Raw genomic sequence first — 22,138 nt, 5'->3', positions numbered from 1 at the left:
TCTACATCAAGAAAGTCACGGAAAATCGCAACTTAGCTGATAGATATGCAATACCATCAAGAAAAGAAAACAACAAAAATAACAGATAGGCGTCCAGAAAAATATCGTTACGGAATCAACCTCCCGGTATCCCTTGAAGGTAGTTGTAATCTACGACGCACAATAGGGTCATCACCTTGATATTGTTTCTCAATTTCCATCTGATTAATCTCATGTTCTGAATATGTTTTCTCTATGTTGCCACTCACTTGCGTTTGAGATACCGGTGAAGTATCGCGTCGGCTTACTGGCGGCAATGTCGAACCGTGTTTAGTTGTTCCATATTCGACCTGATCAAATACTTTATTTTTTCCTGATTCAGTTTCGTCATTGGAGGAAACGGAGACGCCCGATATAGGCTCATCCGGTGAGCGTAAGTGTTCCCCGACGATCGCATCGTTCGTTGTCGATTGAATCGGAGATTTGTCCTTCCCAGAGAAAATTAAAAGTCCTACCACGATAACTGCACCCATTCCTAGTTGACCTAGTAAGCCCATCCCTGCGTATTTAACGTTCACACTCGCACATTCTGGACATCTTGCGGATAGATCTTTTCCCTTGGGATACCAAGTGTATTTACAGTCCACGCACTTATTGAGTGAGCGTTTAGTAGCCGCCATAATCGGCCTCCCTTTAATAAAATATTTTAGTTATCACATAGCTAAAGTATGGTATTTAACCATATGGAATAGAACGTCATTCCTCTATAGGTTTAATAGCTTTAAATACTCCCGTCTTACTCATACTACGTTTAAGTTCGAACTGAGATAGAGATTCCCCAACTTCAATATGAGTCAAATTCGCAAACTGAATACGACCCCACTCTTCCCTACGTACTTTTACAGAATACAAGTACTCATCTTCTATTTCCCCCGTTCGAATACTTGCCCTTTGGGAGTACCCTGATAACAAGACCAGATTAACCGTTGGAAGCGCAGCAAAGATCTCTCCAATAATTCGAAAACCGACTGCATGCACATGACGCATATAGTTTTTCTGAACTTGTGTAGCACTGATCTCTTTGACCGATAAGCGATAACCACGCTGTGGAACACTTGCTACCTTATCGGGCATGTCTTCAATCTCAGGTAGATCAACATCAACGACAACTTTTTTTCCTTCTTCCAAGATATCAAAAGAAAGAGTCGTTTCCCTAGGCCAGACAATATCTTGCAAAACCTCTTCCAAAAATATTTCCATTGATAGAGTATCGCCCTGGATTACCTTAGCAATTAAATCCTGCTTATTACGTTGCGCTGTATCGAATTCAAGTCGATCACTAGTCCACTTAGAAAGATCGTCTTCATATTTCAACTGAGTTTTTGCATTCTGTGCTTCGATTCTTGCAATCGTTTTTTTGAACCAACGATTAAAAAAGTTGGGTTTTATTGGAAGAGGTTTGACTGGCTGACTCTCTCCGTACTGCAGTGGCTCATAAGATGGGATCCGTGTCGATTCTGGGGTATACAGATGGATCTCGCTTAAAGCCTCAACTTGACTGTTAATCTGATCACATTTTCTTTGGATAAGCTCGCGGATTACATCACCGTTCTGTTTTTTCGCAACTTTTATTACATCCTCAGTCAGCAGAATCCCATTCTCATCTTTGAAGAGAATTTCTCCTAAGTCGTTTACTTCGACAGTGATAGCAATCGATACCTTGGTGTTAGAACCATGGTTATGGTTACCCCTGCTTCCTGCTAGCTTTTGGCGCGATGAAAATCCCGCTATACCTGTGTTTAAGTAGGTGCCGCGTTGTCCAATACCTAAAGAAGCGCCACGAGGACCGATTGTCCAACTAGCCCCCTTGCTACTGAAATTCATGCGAATACCAGGAGCAAGCTTAATTGACTTTCTAAATCTAATTGGCATAAGCGGTAGGGAACCTAGTTAGGAGTACATGCATATCGACTTTGCCTCGGTATAGACAGCGAGATTACTTAAGTGACAATTACATCGTTGCCACAATTGTTGCCACAAGGAACAAAGTAGCATACCGAACAATAAGGAACGATCCATCCCATATTCATGGGATGCGAATGTTTAAATGAAATCTACTTCGAACACATATCACTTCCATGAGCTTCAGCCGGTATTTCGCTGTAGTGCGTTCATTCATCAACACAATGAAAGAAACCATGGAAAATCCTTATGTCTATCCACACGACCCCGATGAGCCTATTGAGGCTTTCCCACCCTATTCCTCATCAGAAGCCTGTCCTCAGTGCCGCTCGCATCAGATCGAGAGCAGAAATTACGCTACTAAAGCCGGCTGCGTCATTGGAGCAGTCGCAGGTATGAGTGTCAGCATCGCTAGTTATGCAAGAGGAGCCCGCATTGGCTCTTCGATCGGAATGGTCGGCGGGCCGATTGGTGCAACGATAGGTGCCATCGCTGGCGCTGTACTTGATGCATTTGCTAGCGGCGCGGCAGGTTGTGCCACAGGCATCGCGCTAGGCCGAATCGTTGACAGTACCGTAATGCTTAACAATAAATGTCATCACTGCGGACATACATTCAACGTTCATTAGCTCCGCTGCCCCAACTTAAGCGCTATCTCTACGCGACTTAACCAATTCCTTTTCTTCTTTCTTTTAAACCCTCCCATGTCATCTCGTCGACGACTGTCGATTGTGATGCCATGGGTTTTTTATGCTGGGAACACAATGTCACACGAAATTGAAACGATGGCTTTTACCGGAGAAACCCCATGGCACGGCTTGGGCAAAGCGCTCACTCCTAATCAGCCCCTTAATACCTGGGCCCGTCAGTCCGGACTTGATTTCAAGATTATGGAAACACCTGTTCGCTTCAATACCGGCTTATTAGGTGCACCGGAAAAGATCCAAATGTTTAGCCACCAAAAGGTACTGTATCGCTCAGATACCAACGCTGCCCTGTCTGTCGTCTCGAATCGATACCAGGTCGTGCAGCCAGACGAAATCTTGGAGTTCTATCGTGATCTGACTGAACGCTCTGGTTTTGAATTGGAAACGGCCGGCGTCATGAAAGGTGGCCGCAAACTCTGGGCACTGGCCAAGACCGGACAATCTTTCTCAATCAAAGCCAAGGATCGTATAAACGGGTACCTGTTGCTGGCAACCGCCTGTGACGGCAGTCTTGCGACAACGGCGCAGTTCACCAGCGTGCGAGTGGTTTGCAATAATACTTTGGCGATTGCCTTATCGGGTGGGAAAGATGTTGTAAAGGTTCCCCATAGCACGACCTTCGAACCTGAGTTGGTCAAGAAGGAATTGGGTATTTCGTTTTCTGCCTGGGACAACTTTCGATATCGCATGAACAAGCTGGCGGAACGCAAGATCAAAGATCAAGAAGTAAATGCCTTCTTACACACTCTTTTCTCTTTACCCTTTGAAAACAATGAGTTACAAAACATGGGGCGAACCATGCGTCAAATAAAGCGAATCTATGAAGGAAAAGGACGCGGGGCAGAATTACCCTCGGCAAAAGGAACTGCGTTCGGACTTTTGCAGGCTGTTACTGAATTTGTTGATCACGAACGGCGAGCCAAGAGTATCGACCATAGACTTGATTCAGCCTGGTTTGGCCAGGGAGCTGCATTGAAAGCTAAGGCTTTGTGGCAAACGACTGCACTATTGGAATGAACTACTTCTTAAAAGAGGTTGAGAGATTTTCAATTTCCGCTTCGTACCTTTTAATGAAGTCCGAAACCTTTATATCTAGAACCTGTGCAACGTCGAGAAATTCGGGGAAATCTAGGCGCCTCTCACCGCGCTCATACTTCGAAACGAAAGACTGATTTTTCCCCAACCTATCGGCCACATCCGTCTGCAATAGTCCCTTAGCAATACGGGTCTCTTGCAGCATTCTTCGAAACACTGTGTATCGGGGATCATGGATGGGATTTGGCATCCAGTCATTCTCAAACCCAATTTAGGATATCCCAAAACCGGTTTTAGGATATATCATGTTGCTACTAGCCAATATGCTCTAAGCAAGAGCATTGCTGAATTTTCAACAACAAACATTAACCCTGCGGTCTTGCCCATCATTTCTAAATAGGAGAATCACCATGGTTTTTTGCCGCGGATGCAGCAAAGAAATACACGAAAGCGCCCCCTCCTGTCCTCAGTGTGGCGCCACTCAAGCGGTTGCAGCGAGCGTCAATAAAGAGTCCGGCTGGATGAGCATCGTTTCAGCGATTCTCGCCGGCTTTATGTTTCTAGGTAGTCTGGATTTCGAAGGGGGATACGACCTCGACGTAATTGTGGGCTCGGGTATTTTAGGAATAAGCAGCGTGATCCTAGCGAGCATCAGTTTGTATCAACACAAACCACTGAAGACCTTAGCAATTGTCGCGATTACCTTCGCAATACTCGGATTTCTTATTGTTTTAGGAAATAGCCAACCTAACTAATCTTCAGATAAAGGAAAAAATGAGTACTTTTCTCAACTGCCAACATTGCTCTCATCAAATCCATGAAACGGCGCCAGCGTGTCCAAAGTGCGGTGCACCAGCGACCAAAGCATCTTCGCCTGTGTCAAACCCAAACAACAAGATTATGTGGACTCTCGCATTTGCCCCACTAATCGGTCTTTTTGTGGAAAGCATTGTGGCCGGCGTGTTCGCACCAAGCCAGTATTACGCGATGCAAGACATGGCTGCTAGCAAGTACTGGTATATCTCGCTAATACTCAATATTAGTCTCTGCATGGGAGACGAGGCAGGCCTAAAGAAAGATGGTATCAATACAGCCAACTTTGGAAAATTTTCCATCCTGGTCCCGGTCTATCTCTGGAAACGCGCCAAGGCCTTCAATCATAGTCCAGCCTACTTTTGGACATGGATAGGCACGTTCGTTTTTGTCCAGCTCAGTACCGCATTCATCGGGGGATAAAAACGGCAATGGCGGAACCTCGCAAGGAAGACCTGTTTTCTTATTTCCTCGCACTGCCGCCCGTCATTCTCAAGCCGCAATAAAGCTCTACCAATACAACGATAAAAGTGCCTTTCAGATAGAGGAATAAATAGCCATGACCTTGTGCCACGCCTGTAGTAAAGAAATTCCCGATAACGCTATTCATTGCCCCGAGTGCGGCGCACCTCAAGCCGCGAAATTCATCTCCCCAGCAAAGACACCTGTCTCAAAACAAGTATTGGAACCCCTCCCCGAGGGTATTCAAGGCTGGTGCTGGGGAGGTCTCTTATTAAACGCGATCTGGGCCATCCGATTTCGGGTTTGGCTAGGTTTGCTAGCACTCATTCCCATCGTCGGATTTGGCATCAGCTTCTGGCTTGGTTTCAAAGGCCGCGAACTAGCCTGGCGAAAAGGCAATTGGGCCAATATAGAAGAATTCAACAAATCGCAGCGACGATGGTCCATCGCCGGCGTTGTCGTCTTGATTGCTGCAGTAGTAATTAATTTACTGATTGGCTTCAGTACAGGCGAGCATAGAAAGCCATCCCCAAGCGATGAGGTAGTAGCGGGGCTCAATTTGTCAGTTCCACCGATTGAAACAGAGAGCGCAGCACCCGTTGTGCATGTACATGATGAAAATACATTAGCTAACGTAGACAAAGAAGGAGTCGATTTATTAGAAACACGTTACGGCCATCTCACGACCAATGAGCACGCCCAACTCATCCTGAATGGCCGTTTGGTCAAACCAGCCATCCAAGCGAACTCCTCATTGTCCATCAAAGAGTCGTACCGTATCGGCGATGATCATATCGTCCTTATTGAAAATACCGGCGGTTCGGCATGTCCTGCGTTATTCAATTTTGTCGTGGTCAGAGCGAGTGGTGCACAAAGCTATCCGACATTCGGAACATGCTCGGACATCTATCAAGCCGAGCGTAGAGCCGACTCGGTAGTGGTCACGATGCAAGGACAAGGGAACGAATCACATCAGTACATATTTACAAACGGCGTCCTGAAGGACAATGGAAAACAGATTCAACCACGGTCCGTACGAGAATTTTCTGCTGAGGCCGTCATTGATGATCCAGACGGCTATACAAACGTTCGCGCTCAAGCGAGCGGACAGAGCAGCATCATCGGACGTGTGGAAAGCGGGACATCCTTTCAGACACATCCACAAAACTCTGATTGGTGGAAAGTTCAGATCGGAGGAAATCGTATTGGTTTTATCCATCGCAGCCGCATCGTTTTAATGCAACAGAGATTCTAAACAGCACTCAAAACAAAAATTTCACGAAGGAGAATGCAAAGACCGCTTTCCCTCGCCCCTTAAGACCGCTTCGGCGGTCTTTTTTTCGACCTCATATTCAACATACTCGAAAAGTGCTGTCATTTCCCGACCTGCACTCTCCCAACCTGGAGGTTCTATGACGACCAATATCGATACATACGCATTGACTCAAGATACCGAGAATCCGCGACTTTGGAGTGATTTCTTAAGCGACCTTACCGCCATAGATACTTGGATTGTGCACCGCGCCATTGAAATCTTGGATGAACACGTCATCAAACACGGGCCGAAATTAAGCTGCCCTCAAGAAGTAAAGGATTATTTGCGCCTACAACTAATCAATGAGCAACGAGAGGTCTTCGCGGTAGTTTTTATGGATGCGCTACATCGCGTTATCGCTTACGAACCACTGTTCTTTGGAACGATTCATCAGACGTCGGTTCACCCACGCGTAATCGTTCAACGCGCCATGTCACTCAATGCGGCGTCGATGATCTTGGCACATAACCATCCCTCCGGCAGTACCCAGCCCAGTGAAGCAGATAAATTGCTTACTAAGCGCCTTACGTCACTTTTGGAATCGATCGACGTTCGTGTACTAGATCATTTCATCATTGGAGAAGGGCCGGCATTTTCATTCGCCGAGAACGGATTGCTCACAAATGCCTAGCTCACAAGGCAAATCCTATTAGGAGTTGCGGTAGGAGGAGATTTAAATTGAGAAGGGCTTATTAAAGCTATTGCTGAAGGTTACCTTGGAACAGATCAGGTAGGCGCTCATTTTTCTTCGATCTTTCCTTAACATTCATAGCCCTAGCCACCAAGTTTGTAGGCTTCCGAGTGAAAAATAAAAGCGACCAACTGGTCGCTTTTATTTTTCATGGACGTCCGCTATTGGCCGTTAGTAGACGTCTGCTCTCGATCCAAAGCTGACATTGATCGGCACAGCCGTACACGTTATTAGAAATCCGTGTGTCAAACATTACGGAAATTAAATACTAAGGCTTTGGCACCAAGGACATCAACAACTCGCATGTTTGGGTTCACTTTAAACTCAGGTTGCCTTACATTCACGCTGTGTGGCGAGAAAATTTCAACAAGCTCTATGCCATCTACTTCTCCCATTATGCGATTGTGAGACGACGAAAACTGTAGAAAAAGTGACTTAATAATTTCGTCAACAAGTAATGAAAAAGTTGAGTCGACTTCAATGCTGTACTTAATCTCAAGAGGACCAATTTGGTCATCTTGAGAACAACAAGCCTGTCGATTTACTGTGATATTCATAGGTGTCTATCGGTAATGTATTGAGGACAATTTTGCACTATCTGAATCTCTATTTTTGGTCGATTACAGTCGTCTCTACACTGCTACGAGCTTACAGTTGGTCGAGCCAAAAACTCTTTGACCCATCCAGACAGCTTCGCCACATCTTCTTCCAACTGATCGATATCTACCTGTTGCGCTGGGAGCTCTTCTGACTGCGAGTGTTCGTACACAGAATATCTGCTCATCAGAGCATCAATCATGGCGCAATCGTCTACGCGTATCCTGGCGAGACTAGCAATTCGTCCTTGTGTCGTGATGCTGCGGCGAAACCTAACAACGACTTCGTTTAAAAGCACAATCTCAACACAACGTTCAACGAGAATTCGGAAATCACTACAGATAGATTTCGCTTTTTCGTCGAACCCGCCTACATCACTATCATCCATTAACTTACGCAACTGAGGAATAGATTCGAGAAGCAGCTTATTCAAAGCCTTCTCCGGCTTTGCATCTCGTACGCTCATGTCGCTCACCAAACCGACAGTGCGCCCCATTCGTCGCAATGAGGAAGTATGCAATGTAACCGGCGCCACCACCTGCTGAAGCTTCGCCTGATCAGCCAGTTTCTTCACAATGGTCTCTACAAGAACGAGCAAAGATAGTCGGTGTGTAAAAATAATCACCTGCCGTTGTTGCGCAAGGCTAACTAGTCGTTCGACGACATGCTCCTCAAAGTCTTGGTCGAGCGAGGAAATTGGATCATCAAAGATAAATGGTGTGCTCTGCTCTGAGCCGGATATATCTGCAAGGAAAGCCGCTAAAGCGATAATTCGTCTTTCTCCTTCGCTCAGAATAGATTCAGCCTTAATACCTTCATCTGCATCCTTAACTATCAAATTGAAAGTCACCTTACCTTTGCCTAGCTGACGACTCTTAGGCATCACAGGAAGCCTTGTCCCATTTAGCGCCTTCAGCTCAAGCTCAAATCGTGCCTGATAGCCTTCGCTTAGCTCCTTTACAGACAACTCCGTATTCTTCTTTGTTAACAAGGCTGTTGATGTCAGAGAGCCTGCGTTGACAAATGCAGCAACGTCCTTGCGTCGCTGAAGTTCTTCAAGAATGGCATTTTTTTGCTGACTAAGCCATTGGAGTGCAGATAATTCGAGCACACGCGCAGCCTTCTTTTGTCGCGTACCGTCCTTCTGCAATTCCTCCAGGGAGGTCTTTTCTTGATTTTTTGTTTGGATGGAAGTTGTAATCAATGCGCCTACAATCTCCCACTCCACGCTACCCACCGCCTCTTTCTTATCTTCGGTATCTAAAGCTGTTCTTCTGGACTGAAGCGACGAAAGCCAGGCTTGAGCCTTCTCTTCTTCGAACTTAAGAATACCGGCGCTTACTAGCCAAGTCTCCACACTAGGAATTACCGGCAATGCATTCAAAAGAACTTTCAGCGTTTGCTCTGAAGCCAGGGCGTCGCGTTCTAGAGCTCCTCTCACAAATGTTTCAAATTGGCGCATGCGGTTTTTTGCGTCATTTTCCAACGGTTGCTGACACAGGACACATTTTGCATCTTCTTCAACGTGCGGATAGACCAATCCGGCATAGGCATGAGCTTCTGAGAATTCACGAGCTTTATTCCACAGTGCTCTCCAGGCATCATTTCCGACTCCCTCCAATGATGCGTCGGCGAATACCTTCTCTGCATCCTGATTCGCAAGCTTTCGTTTTTGCGCGGCGTCAACCCTCGCAGCGATAATCGCTTCGACTTTTGTATCATCGAGGCCATTCTTCCACGTCTCAAATAAGCTTTTAACGTTATTTACGGCGAGGAGTTCTTGGTCAAGAACTTTCAAGCGACCGGGAATATCCTTTTCCGCCAATGCACCTTCTGCACTTACTCTTTCAGCGTCTAATTCTTCCGTATATTGACAAGCGATGTCGACCTCTGCTTGAGTCGTTGTCAATTTCATCGCATTAAGCCATTGAGCGGACGGCGTCCCTGCCAGAGCTGGTGACATGATGGGTAATTTGCTAATTAGACGCTCTTTTCTAGAATTTAGCTCCTCAGCTACTTCGTCGCTGAGGCGAATGAGCGAAGAAACAAACCTCATTCTGGAAGGCTCATAAGTTGCTTCATTTTTAGGCCCAAAATACAGAGCAGCCGTCGCGGCGTCGAAGACATGCACATGGCGAAGATCTGCAAGACCACCATTTTCCAAGATCCAATCGAGTTGAATGCTCTCGCCCCCCTTCTCGATCAAAACCTTGGCCGTTGGTTCACCAGCCTTTTTATCAAACACATTTTTTAGCAGATCTTCTTTTGCACGTGATCCGCAAATCTGTTTTAACAACCGGGCATATCCGCTCTTCCCCGATCCGTTAGAACCGTATACCACCGTTAAACCAGTCTTCCCGAACGTCAATTTAGCGCCAGTCTTAATTGCATTGACGCCAGAAACATCAGCTAGCTCAACTAAGCTAAGCTGCGGCCGCATTGCAGCCTGTTCCAAAGATCCTGGCGTGATCTTTCGAAAATCCTTACTTTCCACTTTGGTCGCTTCAAGTAAACACAAATCAGCGAAGTGCCGTATGACCTTTTCATTAGGCCGAGTTCTATTTTCAATCATCCACACTGCCGCCGTCTGAAGCCATTTATGGCGTTCGGAAAGCCATTTTTCGAATGGCTGCAATACGGCATTCCCGTTTTCTTCTTTTGCGTTCACAATGCTTCCTTCTATCGAGTGGTAATGTACTAAGCGCTTTACCTTCTATCAATGATGCTTACCAGCATGCGTTACAGTCTCCAGCTAAGATAAAGAACTAAGATATTCGAAGAGCTCAGTTTCGAGTTTCAATCAAATTAGTGAAGTGGATAGAGCATAGAGAGCACGTTCTGTTGCCTCTCGTGCTCTATCGGGATCTGGTCGGGTCTTAGTTTCGCGAATTAATTTGCTTGATAACCCAAAGTAGCTATGTGCTTTCCGAATGGATTCGTATTTCGATTTGACTTAATCATGATACTTCCTGAAGGTAATGAGGGAGAGTCTATCGCAGAGAAAGAATGCCACTTATTAAATTGGAATTTTGGCGACGAATTTTCCTAATCTACTTGCCCTCCCTCTACCTCACTCAGCTTTCTCCTTTACTTGTACCCAATGGCCTCCACCATCTCGTCGAGTCGTCAAACCAGGGTAGCTCTCTACCATCTCAAGCAATCCACCGTAACCATTCTTTTGCGGAGAAAAGCCAGGATCTGTTCTACGCATATATTGACCCAGAGCGCCCAAACCGACCCATCCTTCTGCACTCTCCGCTGCCATAAGAGAAACGGCTGCGATCAAGGCTTTAGGTCTTTTCTTAGATTTCTTGGCAGTGCCCACCTTCGCATTCTCTGCTTCGGGCTTCTGATATTCAAAAAACTGATCGCTGGCGTTTCGTAAAGCATCCGGTGTTTTGTCTTCCCCCACGATGCATACGGTTGCCCCACGTTCACGCAACTTGCGGCACAAGTATGCGAAATCTGAATCACTGGTAACGAGGCAATACGTATCGGCACGGTGATCAAACAAATCTTCAAGTGCATCCAGTGCCAGTGCGATGTCTGAAGTGTTCTTGCCCGCCGCGTATTGATATTGAAGACATGGCGTAAATGCGAGACGCACTAAAGCCTCTTGCCACTTGTTTGCCAGAGTGGCGTGATTACCATAGCCGCGACGCACGACAACTCGTCCAAACTGAGCAACGACACGTAACGCATATTCAAGAATCTCAGGGGATGTATTGTCACAATCCACCAAAACAGCTACTCGATCACCCTGCTTTGCGTACTCAGCCATGTCAAACCCCAGAAGAAAATCGAACGATACAGAGGTGGCTGACTGAGCAATATCCCATAAACATGGGATATTTGAATTCCTTCCACATGTAAAAATCTACTATTTTTCAACTCATAGCCGGAGCGGAATTGGCTTTTCAGAGGTACGCTGAGTATGCACACGTATATTTCCACTAAGCCCAAAAGCAAAGCTGCCATTAGCATGGACCGCTTGAGACGCCTGCTTTCAGCACCAAGTTAGAAAATCAGAACGCCAACTTTTTATAATCCTCTGAGCTGTAACTTTGCTTTACGAACTACAGGCAAGTAGCATGCGAATACTCCCTCCCTCTCGAACATGAGGACGGGACGTGTTATTAATGATGCAATCGTTCCGGTATGATGTATGCGTTCAATTTAATAGAAAAACCAAATTGGCTGAAGAACTGAATCAACCGCTCCAGGTTGATGAACAAGAATTCGACTCCTTCGATGGGTATTTTCGTGATCCCAGCTTAGCGACAGAATCCATGCTGGCTTGGGGATTAAACCAGCATTTGGACGTACTAGATGCCTTGCGCGGCTTGTTGTCGGGCGGGCATGCTGCGGCTCGCCTGCGCATATGGGTGTTTCTCGAACTTGCTGCGCAGCCTAAGGGGCGATTGCTCCGAGACGATCTCAACCAACTTTTCTACAATCTCAAACCCGAAGTATTGGACGCCGTCCTTAAGCGACTGCGGGAATTAACTTTACTAGTCTGGGATGCAACCGCACAGGATTACTATTTATCCTCACTTGCGTTACAGGTACAAGCGCTCCTGGCTCCACTGACTAGGGCAAGCAGCGAAGATGATGAGATGGCTTCCCTTCTGGCGCAGGTAGCGGGCGCACAAGCCATGGGTCTTTCGGATGCTAGCCAGATTCGGCATCTGCATGCGCAATTGGCTCGCTTGTATGATGAATTCGCCGACGCCATCGCTAGTGGTTCCGAAGCCAGATTACGTGAAGCACAGCCGCGCTTTGAGCGTGCCCTGAAATTAGTCGGACGTGCCGGCGAAGCGCTTACCGCATTAATCCGTAGCGAACACGACGATGCACGCTTGGAGCGTGAAGCGCGTGCCTTAGGCAATGGACAAGCACGTTTGCTATCCATGGCCAGCCAGTTCACGCGCGCGCTACAACAGGCTGACCGTCAGCGAGTAACGCTGGGTAGTACCGGCGTTACCAGCTCCGACGTACGCCAATGGCTGCAAACCTATCCTTTTTTGCCGACATTACTCGGTGACGCACTTTCTATCGGTGTTCAGCCGATCTTTGTAAGCGGTCATGAATTAGTGGACGTAGCCGAGGGAGAATTTGAGCGCGACAGACCAAATCCAAGACGTTCCGAAGGACTCCCACCTCCCGCGCAAGCTGCAGCGGGCGAGATAGAGGTTCTCAGCATGCCAGCTGAATTGAATGAGTTAATCGATCAACTGACCCGGTTAGGTGCGTTGCCGGAAGGTGAAATGGCAGAGCCTTTGCCATTGCAGCAAGTTGTGCTCGGCGGCCGTTTTTCTCAGGCGGCCTATCGCATGCAATTATTGCCTTTGCTCGGCGACCATCAATCTCGAACCTTAAAAGGCCAGACCGGTGATTTGGCACGATTGCCCTGGCAAGCTAGCTTTCTTCCAGCTATTGAGCGGGTTGATGACCCTAATGTGTGCGCCTTAAGCCTAGGGGCGTTACATCCTGATATTTCAAGAGAATCCAATGAATGAAGTAATTGACGATGCTGGATTGTTGGCAGCCGAGTTATTGGCACGCCGCTGGTTACCTCGTAAACATCCACGGGTACGTCGTGCTCTGATCGAAGCCGACATGTGGCAAGCCGTGCAAGAGCGTTTGGCACAGGTAGGTCTGCGTTTAATAGATAACATCTATGCAGATCATATCTGCGTCGCTCTTTTACGCAACGCTGAATCAGCCGTGTTCGGCGAGGCGGGACTGAATGCCAACAATAATTTGGAATTGCCACGCGATGCCGTTTCACTGCTAGTCGTGTTGTGGTCTCTCATCGTATTACCTAAGCGGGAACGGCAATCCGCCCGTGCCTCTACGTCAAATGGGGATATCCAGGAGGAGATGTTTAATAGTGACAAACCCCTGCCTAGTGCTGCTACGGTTAGCCCAGTTGTTTCATATAAGGCTTTACTAGCCGATTTTGGTACGCAGTTGGGGAAGAAAACGCGAATGGATGGCAATCTCAAGCGACTTGAAACAAACGGCTTCATTCTTCGCCGCGGCGACGACATTATCGAAGGGCCATTGCTGGACCTTCTGCTCGACTACGACTCGCTAGCCCCGCGCATACTTGACGGCGCCCTGGGAGACGTACTGACACGCGTAAAAAGCCAAGAAGCAGAAATGCCCGAAGTGCAAGATGAAGAGAAAGGTGCCTGATGTTTCACTTGCAATCGCTTGAACTACTCCAATGGGACTACTGCCAACGTCTGACATTGCCGTTGGACGGTGCCATTATCACAGTAGCCGGACCAAACGGCTCAGGCAAGACCACTTTGCTCGACGCTATGCGTACCCTTCTTGGGCTGGAATGCTCCGGGGGGCGCAGCTATAAAACCTATGCGCGTCACGCCAATGCTGATACGACCTGGTTACGGGCTACGGTTGATAACCGCCCACATTCGCGACAAACGTCGACCCGTCCTTTTGCACGCAATCTTTTATACGCAGACCAAGTTACCCTAGCTTGTCGCATTGAGCGTAATGGTGGCGACTGGCAACGGCGCTACTCGATGAGCGACGGCGACGTCTCGATTGAGACCTTAGCCGAGATGGCCGATAAAGAATGGCTGGGTGTAGAACATTGGCGCAAACGCCTGGAAGGCGCTGGACTTTCGCGGGCGATTGCCCGGGTATTGGCTTTAGAACAAGGTCAAACCGACAGACTCTGCGAATTCTCACCAAAGGAGCTGCTACGCTTAGTATTTGAAGTGTTCGGCGACCAAGAAGTCTTGGATCGCTATGAAGAAGCACGCCGCCATCAACGAGAACTGACCGCAGAAGTCGAATCCGCTGAGCGTGAGTTAACGCACGGCGAAGCTCAGTTGGCGGTACTGGACGGACGCGTTAACCTCTATCGCCAATATCAAATAAAGCTGCGGGAACGGGAATTACTCGCGACCGAAGTGATCCCTGTGTTGACCTGGCATGAAGACCGGCAGACAAGTGCCACCCGCTTGCGAGAATTACATCGCCAGCGTCTACATGCCAGTTCGCAGCGGCGCCAACGTGCTGACGACAGCGCGCGACTACTTCGACTATTCGAAGAGAGCCAAGCCGTTGTCAATAAAGTACGGGACTTGGAAACTGCCAAAAAAAATGCTCAGGATGCCCAAGTTAAGGCACGGGATGCCGAACGACCGGTTGAAGAAATGGTCAATCGCGCCAACGAACTGATGTCTCTAGCGGCAGTCGAGAGTGATGCTGCGCAGCTCTCAGCACGCCTGCAGGAGTTGGAACAAGAGAAGTCTAAATTAGCTGACCTGTGGCGCAGCTTAGAAATCCAGCGCAACGAAGCCCAAAGCGCTTGGGACGGATTGCAAGGCAAGCATCAAGCGCCACCGCCTTCCGAAGTACAACGGTTTGAGCGCATGCTCAAGCAAGAAAATATCAGCCACCATTTCTTGGCTAATGTTATCGAAATCACCGACGATACTTGGCGCGCAGCGGCGGAAGGGGTTTTACGCGCTTCTCGTTGGATCGTAGTTTTGGATGACCCAAAAGATGAAGGGCGTGCCATGGCGATCGCTGAACGTGAGCGCTACAGACACTATGTTGTCTCAGATACGGCACCCGCTCCGATGCAACCACCGGCTGATAGCCTGCTGGCAGTATTACGCTTCTCGGAAAAAGTACCCACTTGGCTACTACGACAATTAGCTCAAATTCACCTTGTTAGCGATACCAAAGAAGGCGCAAAACGGGGCGGAGAATGGATCACACCACTTGCTTACCTGCGAGATGGCCGTGGCGGACGTAGCGTCTGGAGTGATGCAAGCGATTATCAGTTCGGCGTCGCCGCTCTCACCGCTCGTAAAGAATCCATCGAAAAGCGACTCAACGCGCTAGATAAGCAACTCACTGAGGTGGCAATAAAGCAAAAAACGGTTAATCGTCAATTTGATGACGCGGTCGAGGCAAGCAAAGGGCATCGTGCAGCAGAAGAATTGGCAAAACATAGTGAAGAATTCGAGCTTAGTCGTAGACAGCTACCTGCGCTCAAACAAGCCCGCGTTGCCGCCAGTGAACGCTGGCAAAGCCTGGATTTGGAACATTCCAGCGCCGTAGAAGCCCAGACTAAAGCGCTTACTAATTACGAGACCTTGCAAAGGCAGCTGCGTGACAGTGAGGGTGAGGCCGACCGCCAAGAGCGAGAGTGGCGTAACCGCTACGATGAGCAACGTACGAAAGCTACCGCTTCAAATACACAGAAACGACAGCTTCCCTCGAGATGGGTTACTGCTACCGCGTTAGAGTCACTCTACGTTACGTACGCGAATGCCAAACAAGCAGAGTTGCGTATGACATCGGTAGAAAACGAATTACAAAGCGGAAACTGGGAAACAGACGCTACTGTCGAAGAAAAACAAACGCTTATGCGAGGAACAGTCAGCAAACAGCGTATCGACCTTGATGCACGTAAGTCAAGCAATTCGGCAGCAGCTGTAGCAGTGGACAATGCTCGCGAACGGTATATCGATGTGTTGCGCGCAACCATCCGACGCTATCGTAAAAATATTGTCGAATTGGGCCTGTTAGCTGGTGTCGACGTGAGCGCTGATTTACCGCACCTAGAGAATGATGACAACGTATTGCGCCAAGCCGAGCTAAAAGTCAGCTTCAATTTTGATGGAAAAGGCGAAATTGGCTTGAACGATGGCGAAGCCTCGGGCGGACAACAAGTAATTAAGTCCTTGATTCTGCTCGTAGGTTTGCTCAAAGACGAAGATGTGCCTGGCGGCTTTGTTTTTATTGACGAGCCTTTTGCTCATTTAGATGTACGTAACATTCAACTCGTGGGGCACTTCCTCAAATCAACACGAGCACAATATGTGTTAACTACACCTATCACTCACAACGTAGAGGTATTTGAGCCTGCCGATATCACGCTAGTCACCTCCAAAAAACTGAAAGAAGCACGATGGGCGCCGCCGATCGGTGTCTTACAGCGTCGCTCAGGTGCTGCTTGAGCAGGCAGGCTATGCAAGATATAGGAGTCACGCCCAAAGGTCGCAACGCGCGCGACTTGTGCTCCTCTAAGCCTGTACCGCTAACGCTGCCTTTGCTCGATGCCGATCAGAAAGCACTTTTATTACGTTGGGCACGTAGTGATGCTCAAACACGTAAACGTGGAGCATTGCTGAAAGAAGCTCAAACCAGCGATATATCTATCGAGCGAGCGGAAGACCTCTGCCAAAAAATGCTGAACAATGGATGGATATCGCGGCGTGAACAGCTCGCTGGCGGTAACTGGCTATGGGAATCCATTACCTGGCGTGACTTGCCTCATTTACAAAGTTTAATGGGTCTATCCAGCGCCAGTCAGCGTTTACAGGCACGCCAGGAAAAAGTCGGAGAGATAGTAGATTGGCTACAGGTAAGGTGCACCACGACAGTCGTGCCAGCACTAGACCCTGACTTGCTGGACGAGTTGTCTCGAGCTGTGACCGAGCTGGAACAAGACAAATCATTGCGTCTAGAAGTCTTGGATAGCCGATTTTCTCTACTGAAGTCTATCGCTACGTGGCACGATAGCCGGCAGGAAGGGTCGCGTCGCAATTTTGCCCTACATGCCCGAGATGCAACCAAGGCGCTGACAGCTGCCGAATGGCATTGGTTGGAATCGATCTTTGATCTAGAACGACTAGGCATAGCCCGTTTTGCTCAAGTCGCTTGGTTAGCAGGAGACATTGAGCTACTCTGGGGGAAACATAAGGTTGACCTAGCGCCATTGCATTGCTTAGGCTTACCGTTGGCGGATCTAAGGAACTTGGAAGCTGTGAGCCCACCCGAACGCTGGTGGCTAATTGAAAATCGCGCAAGTTTCGAAAAACAGGCTAGCCAGCGCCAACAGGGAATAGCAGTAGTCTGGATGCCTGGTCGCCCTTCTCATGATTGGATGCTCACTATGTCCAACCTGCTACGCCTTGCCCCTGCGCCATGCTGGATTAGTGCTGATGCTGATCCAGCTGGTATTGACATCGCTTGCGGGGTTGGACGGCTTTGGGAAGAGCAAGGTTCTAGTTGGGAGCCACACTTGATGGGAGTCCCACAATGGGAAGCCACTATTCAGCGTTGGCCATTAAATGATCATGATCGGCGCTTACTAGGCGTCCTGCTTGCGAAGGCAGATCTCCAACCGACGTTACGTGCTTTGTGCGAGGCTATGGCCCAGGAAGGACGTAAGGCTGAACAAGAGGCGTGGCTCTAATCATCAAAGATAAAGCGATTGCATGCGTATAGTTGCGACCACCAAGTTGCAAATGCGTCTAAAACTAAGCCGATATCAAATACTGATATCGGCCGTTTTCTAACTGTCTCTCGTCCACCAATAGGCACGTCACAAATAATCATTCGCGCAGATCAAGCTCCCTAATGACTTTTAAACTGCGCATTCTCCATCTACTCTCTCCTGGACCAGTCGTTTCAGATCTGCAGCTTTACCCTGTGCACAACGACAATACTCGCGGATACTCGCAACAGTCAGCTTAATGTGCCCGCCTTTGACTAACTGCGCCAGTTTTTCAACTAGATCATCGTACTGCTGTGAAACTGGCATCTGACTAATCTGACTTGCGCTCGTCACATCCTCAATTACCGTGACTGGTGCCACGACTGGAGTCACAATGGGATGAGTCAAAGAGAAATCACGTCGCTGCAGTACCAAGTACCAACAAAAGCAGGCCACCCCTTCAAGAATAAGGGAAAAGACTATTCCCATGATGAGTTCCAAATGGGTAATCGTCATATTCGACCACTCCGCCAATCGACTTAATGCCGGGTTGTTTTGGGCAATTTCCTGACGTTTCTGTTGCTGCTCCAACTTCTTCTGCCAGTTTCTAGCGACTGATTCCTGTTCCTCCAATACCGCTAGCCGAGCCTCAAGATTTGCCTTCGTCGAAGCCAGTCGGGTACAGGCTTCCTGACAGCGAAATTGTATTTTCGCTAACTCAGTCTGCACCTTGACCTTGTCATTCAAAACCTCAATCAAATCCTTCTGCGGTTTGCCAATTACGGGCGAAGACGTGATTGCCATTTCCCGCTGCATTCCAGCCTGCTGCTGCGATAGCAGAAAGAAATTCGCATGACTAAACGCCACGTATGTCACACAAAACAGCCATAACGTCAGACCGACAAAGCGTACTTTGTGCGATTTCGAAGCGTATAAAGCTGGCATTAAATGCGCTGCCATCACTGCCAATACACCAACCGCAGCCATCATTGCTTTCGTCACAAAGAAATCCCCTACCTGCCATCCGGTAATTACCGATAGACTGAGCGAAATCCCCGTAGCGAAGATTGCCAACATCGCACACCCGAACCACGCCGGATCCTTGCTTCCCATATTCATAAGTAACCTCAATATTTTTTCATTGGGTAGGCGTACCTAACCACACCTACCCCAATTGTTTTGTTTTTCAATAAGTCCTTGATCTAAAAGAAAAAGGACAAAAACGGATATAAAAAATCACAGAGCCGAGCCTTGGTTTGGTGTGGGTGAGTCGCCACGCGTGCGAGGCCGGCCACTATGATTTCCCTTTCCACGGTCACGACGAGCAAACCCAGTTCCAAAAAGATGGCATCCACGATACGGAACCACCTGAACGATCTGATTCGTCTTGCAAAAATATTGCATCGCAGCTTTCAAGTTATTCCGTCTCGCAACTTCCCAGTGATTGATTGTGCCAAGCGCCCAGTAACCACCGTACTTTGTCTTGTTCCTGTTACAGCTTTCAAAGTAGCCACGGCCTTTCGTGATGACATCACGCCAGTATTCGCCAATTTCTTGAGCGAGATATTCATGCTTCTGGACATATGAACCATCAAAGAAAAACATGACGTGCAAGTGATAGCCGGCCTCATGCCCGCATTCAATACGCCACGCATAGCCGACCAGATGCTCAAATAAAGAAGGCTTGCCTTTCATGTTTCCGAATAAATGCTTCCGGTCACGCTGAACCTCTTCTAACGCAATACGCCCTTTCATGACTCGTTTTTCTGAAAGGTCATCCCCAGCCCAATAGTCGGATAGGTCACGCTCTTTCAATGCAGCATTCTGCGTACATAGTTCTTCGATTTCGGCTGGCGAAAACTCAGCCTTGTGATAGTTAAAATCCAAGCGAATCACCATCAATCGCGCATTCTTTTTAAACAACTTGTTTTCAAACGCCATAAGGCTTTTTTGATTCTTCTTGCTTTTGCTTAGCCAATCAGCCACCTTTTTCTTTAGCTTTACCTCTGTTGCGTGCTGGCGCATTGTCGAAATGAAGTTATTAAATATATCGATGTCGTCTGAATCAAACTCATCAAGCGTTAGGCATTCATGGATCGGATGAATACGATATTGCTCGAAGAAGAAATCAAGCAATGGTGAAAAATAGTAGTTCTTTGAATAAAGCTGAATATATTCAGGTAGACACTTCATATGGAGATGAAGCCTCGTTTTCTTAAGTTCGCGGGCATATCTTCTGTTACTACTCGCACTACCCATCAACACTTGACTATTGATGACCAGACCCATAAAACTCATCAACTGGTGGATATCACCTAAGGCATAGGGCATGATGTAGTTCGTACCGTTGGTAGCTTTCAAGGTGTATAAATTAATATTGGCATTCATATAAATTTCTTCAAATATTGGTATTGATCCCTATCGCTATCTGAGGCATGGATAACCACTTGTACCAACGCATATCTCACTAATAACCAGAATTCAGCGCTTCAGAAAACATCCATGAAACTGCATTCACGGAAATCCGAGCCGCCACCCTCACCGATGTTTCTGCAAGATGGTCGATATGCTTAGTTATTCCGATACGACAGGGCATAAAAGCGCATGAATGCATGTCAATGCATTCATGGCAAACAGTCTGATGATCAGTATTGAGGGAAGCGTGATGCGTTCAACTCAACCCAAGGCTTTTTGAGGTGTACGAAGACACGAATGCGCCCTTGCTCACCAAGAGTAGCCAGCGCTCGAGTAACACGAGTAGGCGTAAGGCCAATTGATAATGCCGTATGTCGAAGATCAGACATGGGGAACTGTAAATACCGGGTCTGGTAGAAAAATTGGTAAAAACAATCCGCGAGCTTGTCAGCATCATCTTCGGCCTGAGTCGTCTTTGGCGGTTCGTAGGCGATCTGCGCAAACGACTCTATATACCAGTTACCCAAGCCCTCAGCGCGTAACAAAGTATCGAGAGATATTTCGCCGCTAGTACCATGCATGAAGACATGAAAAATCGCCGCCAATCGCAGGACACGTTCAGCATGACGACCGATATACTCCGAAATGAAGAACCAATCCGAACCAGGCAAGCATTGTTTGCTCGCGTGCTGACTCAATCCTTTAAAATGACGAAGGGCATCATTGCTTAATTTAAGTATTGGGCGCTTCGCTGTCTCACCTTTCAGATAGAAAATGCTAGCGTCCATCAACTCGGTTACTTTTTTCTCATACCAAACAGTCATATCGTGTGAGAGTTTTACGTCATCGTATGTACCCTCGGACAGCTTGTGCGGTATCGACACCACAAAACAACGATTGATCAACCCGACGCCACCCTTTTTTGCACCTAACTTGATTTTTGTTTCTTGGAACAAGTCAGGCTGCTCCATCAGCAACATCACCAGGCGGGGATCCTTCACCTGAGTTCTGCCTGTGGCCTTGCGTGCGTGATGCAACGAAGAGCCATCTGACAATTTTGCCAATGTGTGAGCATGGCGCAGTAATGGCTTGAGCATGCCCGCTTCATCCGTTATCAAGCCGGCTACCGGCCATTCACGCATGCTATCAATCAGAGATTCACGCGAAGCATCCTCGATCAAGAAACCGTATTTTTCACCGCTGGCATCCGTATGAACTTCTCGATAGGGGCTGAAGGGAGCCTTGAGTATTTTTTCGATAAAACTCTTGCCAGTGGAGGCACCCACACCCATTACAGCGCTAATGCCGACAGGCATAGGCTGTTCGTTTGGCCATGCGACATCAGCAACCCCTTGAGCGGCCAAAGCGCAAAAAATAGCTAATTGCGTACCAACAAGTTCAGGCGGGATGGCACCACTGCCGCACAATTGCTTCATCATTTGGCCCAATTCATCCGGATAATAATGGCTAGGGAAAGGCATTAGATCGGGGGGAGACAATGACGCCTGAGGCATCAAAAGTCCACCCAGTGGCTGCCCAAAAGGATACGTAGCCATATGCTTCAATGACATAGTTAAATTAGTCATTTTTTCTCTCCGACTATGCCGCGATGCGCGATGCAATCCAGGCATCAACCGAAAATTCGCAATAACCAACGGTACGTACAGACAATTTGATTTTGCGAGGAAAAGTTGGGTCGTTCACAATAAGCCAGTACAAAGTCGAGCGCGATAATTGTGTGCGCTCAATCAGTTGCTTCATGCGCAGGATGCGCAGTGAATTATCTTTTTGAGATGAAAATAAAGCGACGTTGCCCGACGTAATCATGCTATTGGAGTTGGTCTTAGTTGTCGAAATGGTATCTACCGGTGTCGTTCTGTACATAGCTA

Annotated in this window: 19 protein-coding genes; 9 read left to right on the top strand and 10 right to left on the bottom strand. The window is 47.8% G+C overall.

What is annotated here, in order from left to right:
* Positions 1–107: 107 nt before the first annotated feature.
* Both ACFQPC_RS00210 and ACFQPC_RS00205 read right to left on the bottom strand, forming a co-directional pair.
* Positions 108–557 (bottom strand): hypothetical protein, encoded by a 450-nt coding sequence (locus ACFQPC_RS00210; protein ID WP_382269669.1) that lies wholly within the window; start codon positions 555–557, stop codon positions 108–110.
* 178 nt (positions 558–735) lie between these two features.
* Positions 736–1,911 carry a DUF4236 domain-containing protein gene (locus ACFQPC_RS00205; RefSeq protein ID WP_124573333.1) on the bottom strand — a complete coding sequence of 392 codons (1,176 nt, stop codon included), beginning with the start codon at positions 1,909–1,911 and terminating at the stop codon, positions 736–738.
* Positions 1,912–2,705: 794 nt separating this feature from the next.
* Here ACFQPC_RS00205 and ACFQPC_RS00200 point away from each other — a divergent pair.
* The gene (locus ACFQPC_RS00200; protein ID WP_124573331.1) at positions 2,706–3,665 is read left to right on the top strand and encodes a DUF932 domain-containing protein; all 960 of its coding nucleotides are present in this window, start codon (positions 2,706–2,708) and stop codon (positions 3,663–3,665) included.
* A gap of 1 nt (position 3,666) precedes the next feature.
* Here the strand turns inward: ACFQPC_RS00200 and ACFQPC_RS00195 are convergent, their stop codons facing one another.
* Positions 3,667–3,888, bottom strand: a complete 222-nt coding sequence (locus tag ACFQPC_RS00195) for a helix-turn-helix domain-containing protein (RefSeq protein WP_233588325.1) — start codon at positions 3,886–3,888, stop codon at positions 3,667–3,669.
* 205 nt (positions 3,889–4,093) lie between these two features.
* On the opposite strand from ACFQPC_RS00195, the gene ACFQPC_RS00190 reads away from it, so the two are divergent.
* From ACFQPC_RS00190 to ACFQPC_RS00175, 4 genes are all read left to right on the top strand, one after another.
* The gene (locus ACFQPC_RS00190; RefSeq protein WP_124573329.1) at positions 4,094–4,438 is read left to right on the top strand and encodes a DUF4190 domain-containing protein; all 345 of its coding nucleotides are present in this window, start codon (positions 4,094–4,096) and stop codon (positions 4,436–4,438) included.
* A gap of 19 nt (positions 4,439–4,457) precedes the next feature.
* Positions 4,458–4,919: a hypothetical protein gene (locus ACFQPC_RS00185; RefSeq protein WP_124573328.1), complete on the top strand. Its 462-nt coding sequence runs from the start codon at positions 4,458–4,460 to the stop codon at positions 4,917–4,919.
* A 136-nt stretch (positions 4,920–5,055) separates the two neighbouring features.
* Positions 5,056–6,213, top strand: a complete 1,158-nt coding sequence (locus ACFQPC_RS00180; protein WP_124573327.1) for an SH3 domain-containing protein — start codon at positions 5,056–5,058, stop codon at positions 6,211–6,213.
* Positions 6,214–6,370: 157 nt separating this feature from the next.
* A complete protein-coding gene (locus tag ACFQPC_RS00175) occupies positions 6,371–6,904 on the top strand; it encodes a JAB domain-containing protein (RefSeq protein ID WP_124573326.1) in 534 nt (177 codons plus the stop codon).
* 305 nt (positions 6,905–7,209) lie between these two features.
* Here ACFQPC_RS00175 and ACFQPC_RS00170 read toward each other — a convergent pair whose 3' ends face one another.
* The 3 genes from ACFQPC_RS00170 to ACFQPC_RS00160 form a co-directional block, all read right to left on the bottom strand.
* Positions 7,210–7,521, bottom strand: a complete 312-nt coding sequence (locus ACFQPC_RS00170) for a hypothetical protein (protein ID WP_124573325.1) — start codon at positions 7,519–7,521, stop codon at positions 7,210–7,212.
* A gap of 83 nt (positions 7,522–7,604) precedes the next feature.
* Positions 7,605–10,229 carry an AAA family ATPase gene (locus tag ACFQPC_RS00165; RefSeq protein ID WP_233588272.1) on the bottom strand — a complete coding sequence of 875 codons (2,625 nt, stop codon included), beginning with the start codon at positions 10,227–10,229 and terminating at the stop codon, positions 7,605–7,607.
* Positions 10,230–10,631: 402 nt separating this feature from the next.
* Positions 10,632–11,342 (bottom strand): NYN domain-containing protein, encoded by a 711-nt coding sequence (locus ACFQPC_RS00160; RefSeq protein ID WP_124573324.1) that lies wholly within the window; start codon positions 11,340–11,342, stop codon positions 10,632–10,634.
* Between the two features lie 508 nt (positions 11,343–11,850).
* Here ACFQPC_RS00160 and ACFQPC_RS00155 point away from each other — a divergent pair.
* Genes ACFQPC_RS00155 through ACFQPC_RS00140 form a run of 4 tightly spaced genes read left to right on the top strand, consistent with a single transcriptional unit; the run spans position 11,851 to position 17,813 of the window.
* Positions 11,851–13,080 (top strand): hypothetical protein, encoded by a 1,230-nt coding sequence (locus ACFQPC_RS00155; RefSeq protein WP_233588324.1) that lies wholly within the window; start codon positions 11,851–11,853, stop codon positions 13,078–13,080.
* A complete protein-coding gene (locus tag ACFQPC_RS00150; RefSeq protein WP_124573323.1) occupies positions 13,073–13,762 on the top strand; it encodes a DUF4194 domain-containing protein in 690 nt (229 codons plus the stop codon). Before ACFQPC_RS00155 ends, ACFQPC_RS00150 begins: the two co-directional genes overlap by 8 nt.
* Entirely contained in the window at positions 13,762–16,572 is a 2,811-nt protein-coding gene (locus ACFQPC_RS00145) for an ATP-binding protein (protein WP_124573322.1), read from the top strand. Before ACFQPC_RS00150 ends, ACFQPC_RS00145 begins: the two co-directional genes overlap by 1 nt.
* A gap of 11 nt (positions 16,573–16,583) precedes the next feature.
* Positions 16,584–17,813, top strand: coding sequence for a toprim domain-containing protein (locus tag ACFQPC_RS00140; protein WP_233588271.1), 1,230 nt, complete (start codon positions 16,584–16,586; stop codon positions 17,811–17,813).
* 171 nt (positions 17,814–17,984) lie between these two features.
* Here the strand turns inward: ACFQPC_RS00140 and ACFQPC_RS00135 are convergent, their stop codons facing one another.
* From ACFQPC_RS00135 to ACFQPC_RS00120, 4 genes are all read right to left on the bottom strand, one after another.
* On the bottom strand, positions 17,985–18,953 hold the full coding sequence (locus tag ACFQPC_RS00135; protein ID WP_124573320.1) for a hypothetical protein: 969 nt from the start codon (positions 18,951–18,953) through the stop codon (positions 17,985–17,987).
* Positions 18,954–19,070: 117 nt separating this feature from the next.
* A complete protein-coding gene (locus tag ACFQPC_RS00130; RefSeq protein ID WP_124573319.1) occupies positions 19,071–20,222 on the bottom strand; it encodes a YagK/YfjJ domain-containing protein in 1,152 nt (383 codons plus the stop codon).
* Positions 20,223–20,479: 257 nt separating this feature from the next.
* A complete protein-coding gene (locus ACFQPC_RS00125) occupies positions 20,480–21,835 on the bottom strand; it encodes a DUF3987 domain-containing protein (protein WP_158610224.1) in 1,356 nt (451 codons plus the stop codon).
* A 13-nt stretch (positions 21,836–21,848) separates the two neighbouring features.
* Positions 21,849–22,133: a helix-turn-helix transcriptional regulator gene (locus tag ACFQPC_RS00120; protein WP_382269668.1), complete on the bottom strand. Its 285-nt coding sequence runs from the start codon at positions 22,131–22,133 to the stop codon at positions 21,849–21,851.
* Positions 22,134–22,138 lie beyond the last annotated feature (5 nt).

This window comes from Herminiimonas glaciei, from assembly GCF_042664955.1.
Taxonomy (GTDB): Bacteria; Pseudomonadota; Gammaproteobacteria; order Burkholderiales; family Burkholderiaceae_D; genus Oxalicibacterium; species Oxalicibacterium glaciei.
Note: the sequence above shows the minus strand (reverse complement) of the source record. Positions and strands in the feature narration are given on the sequence as shown.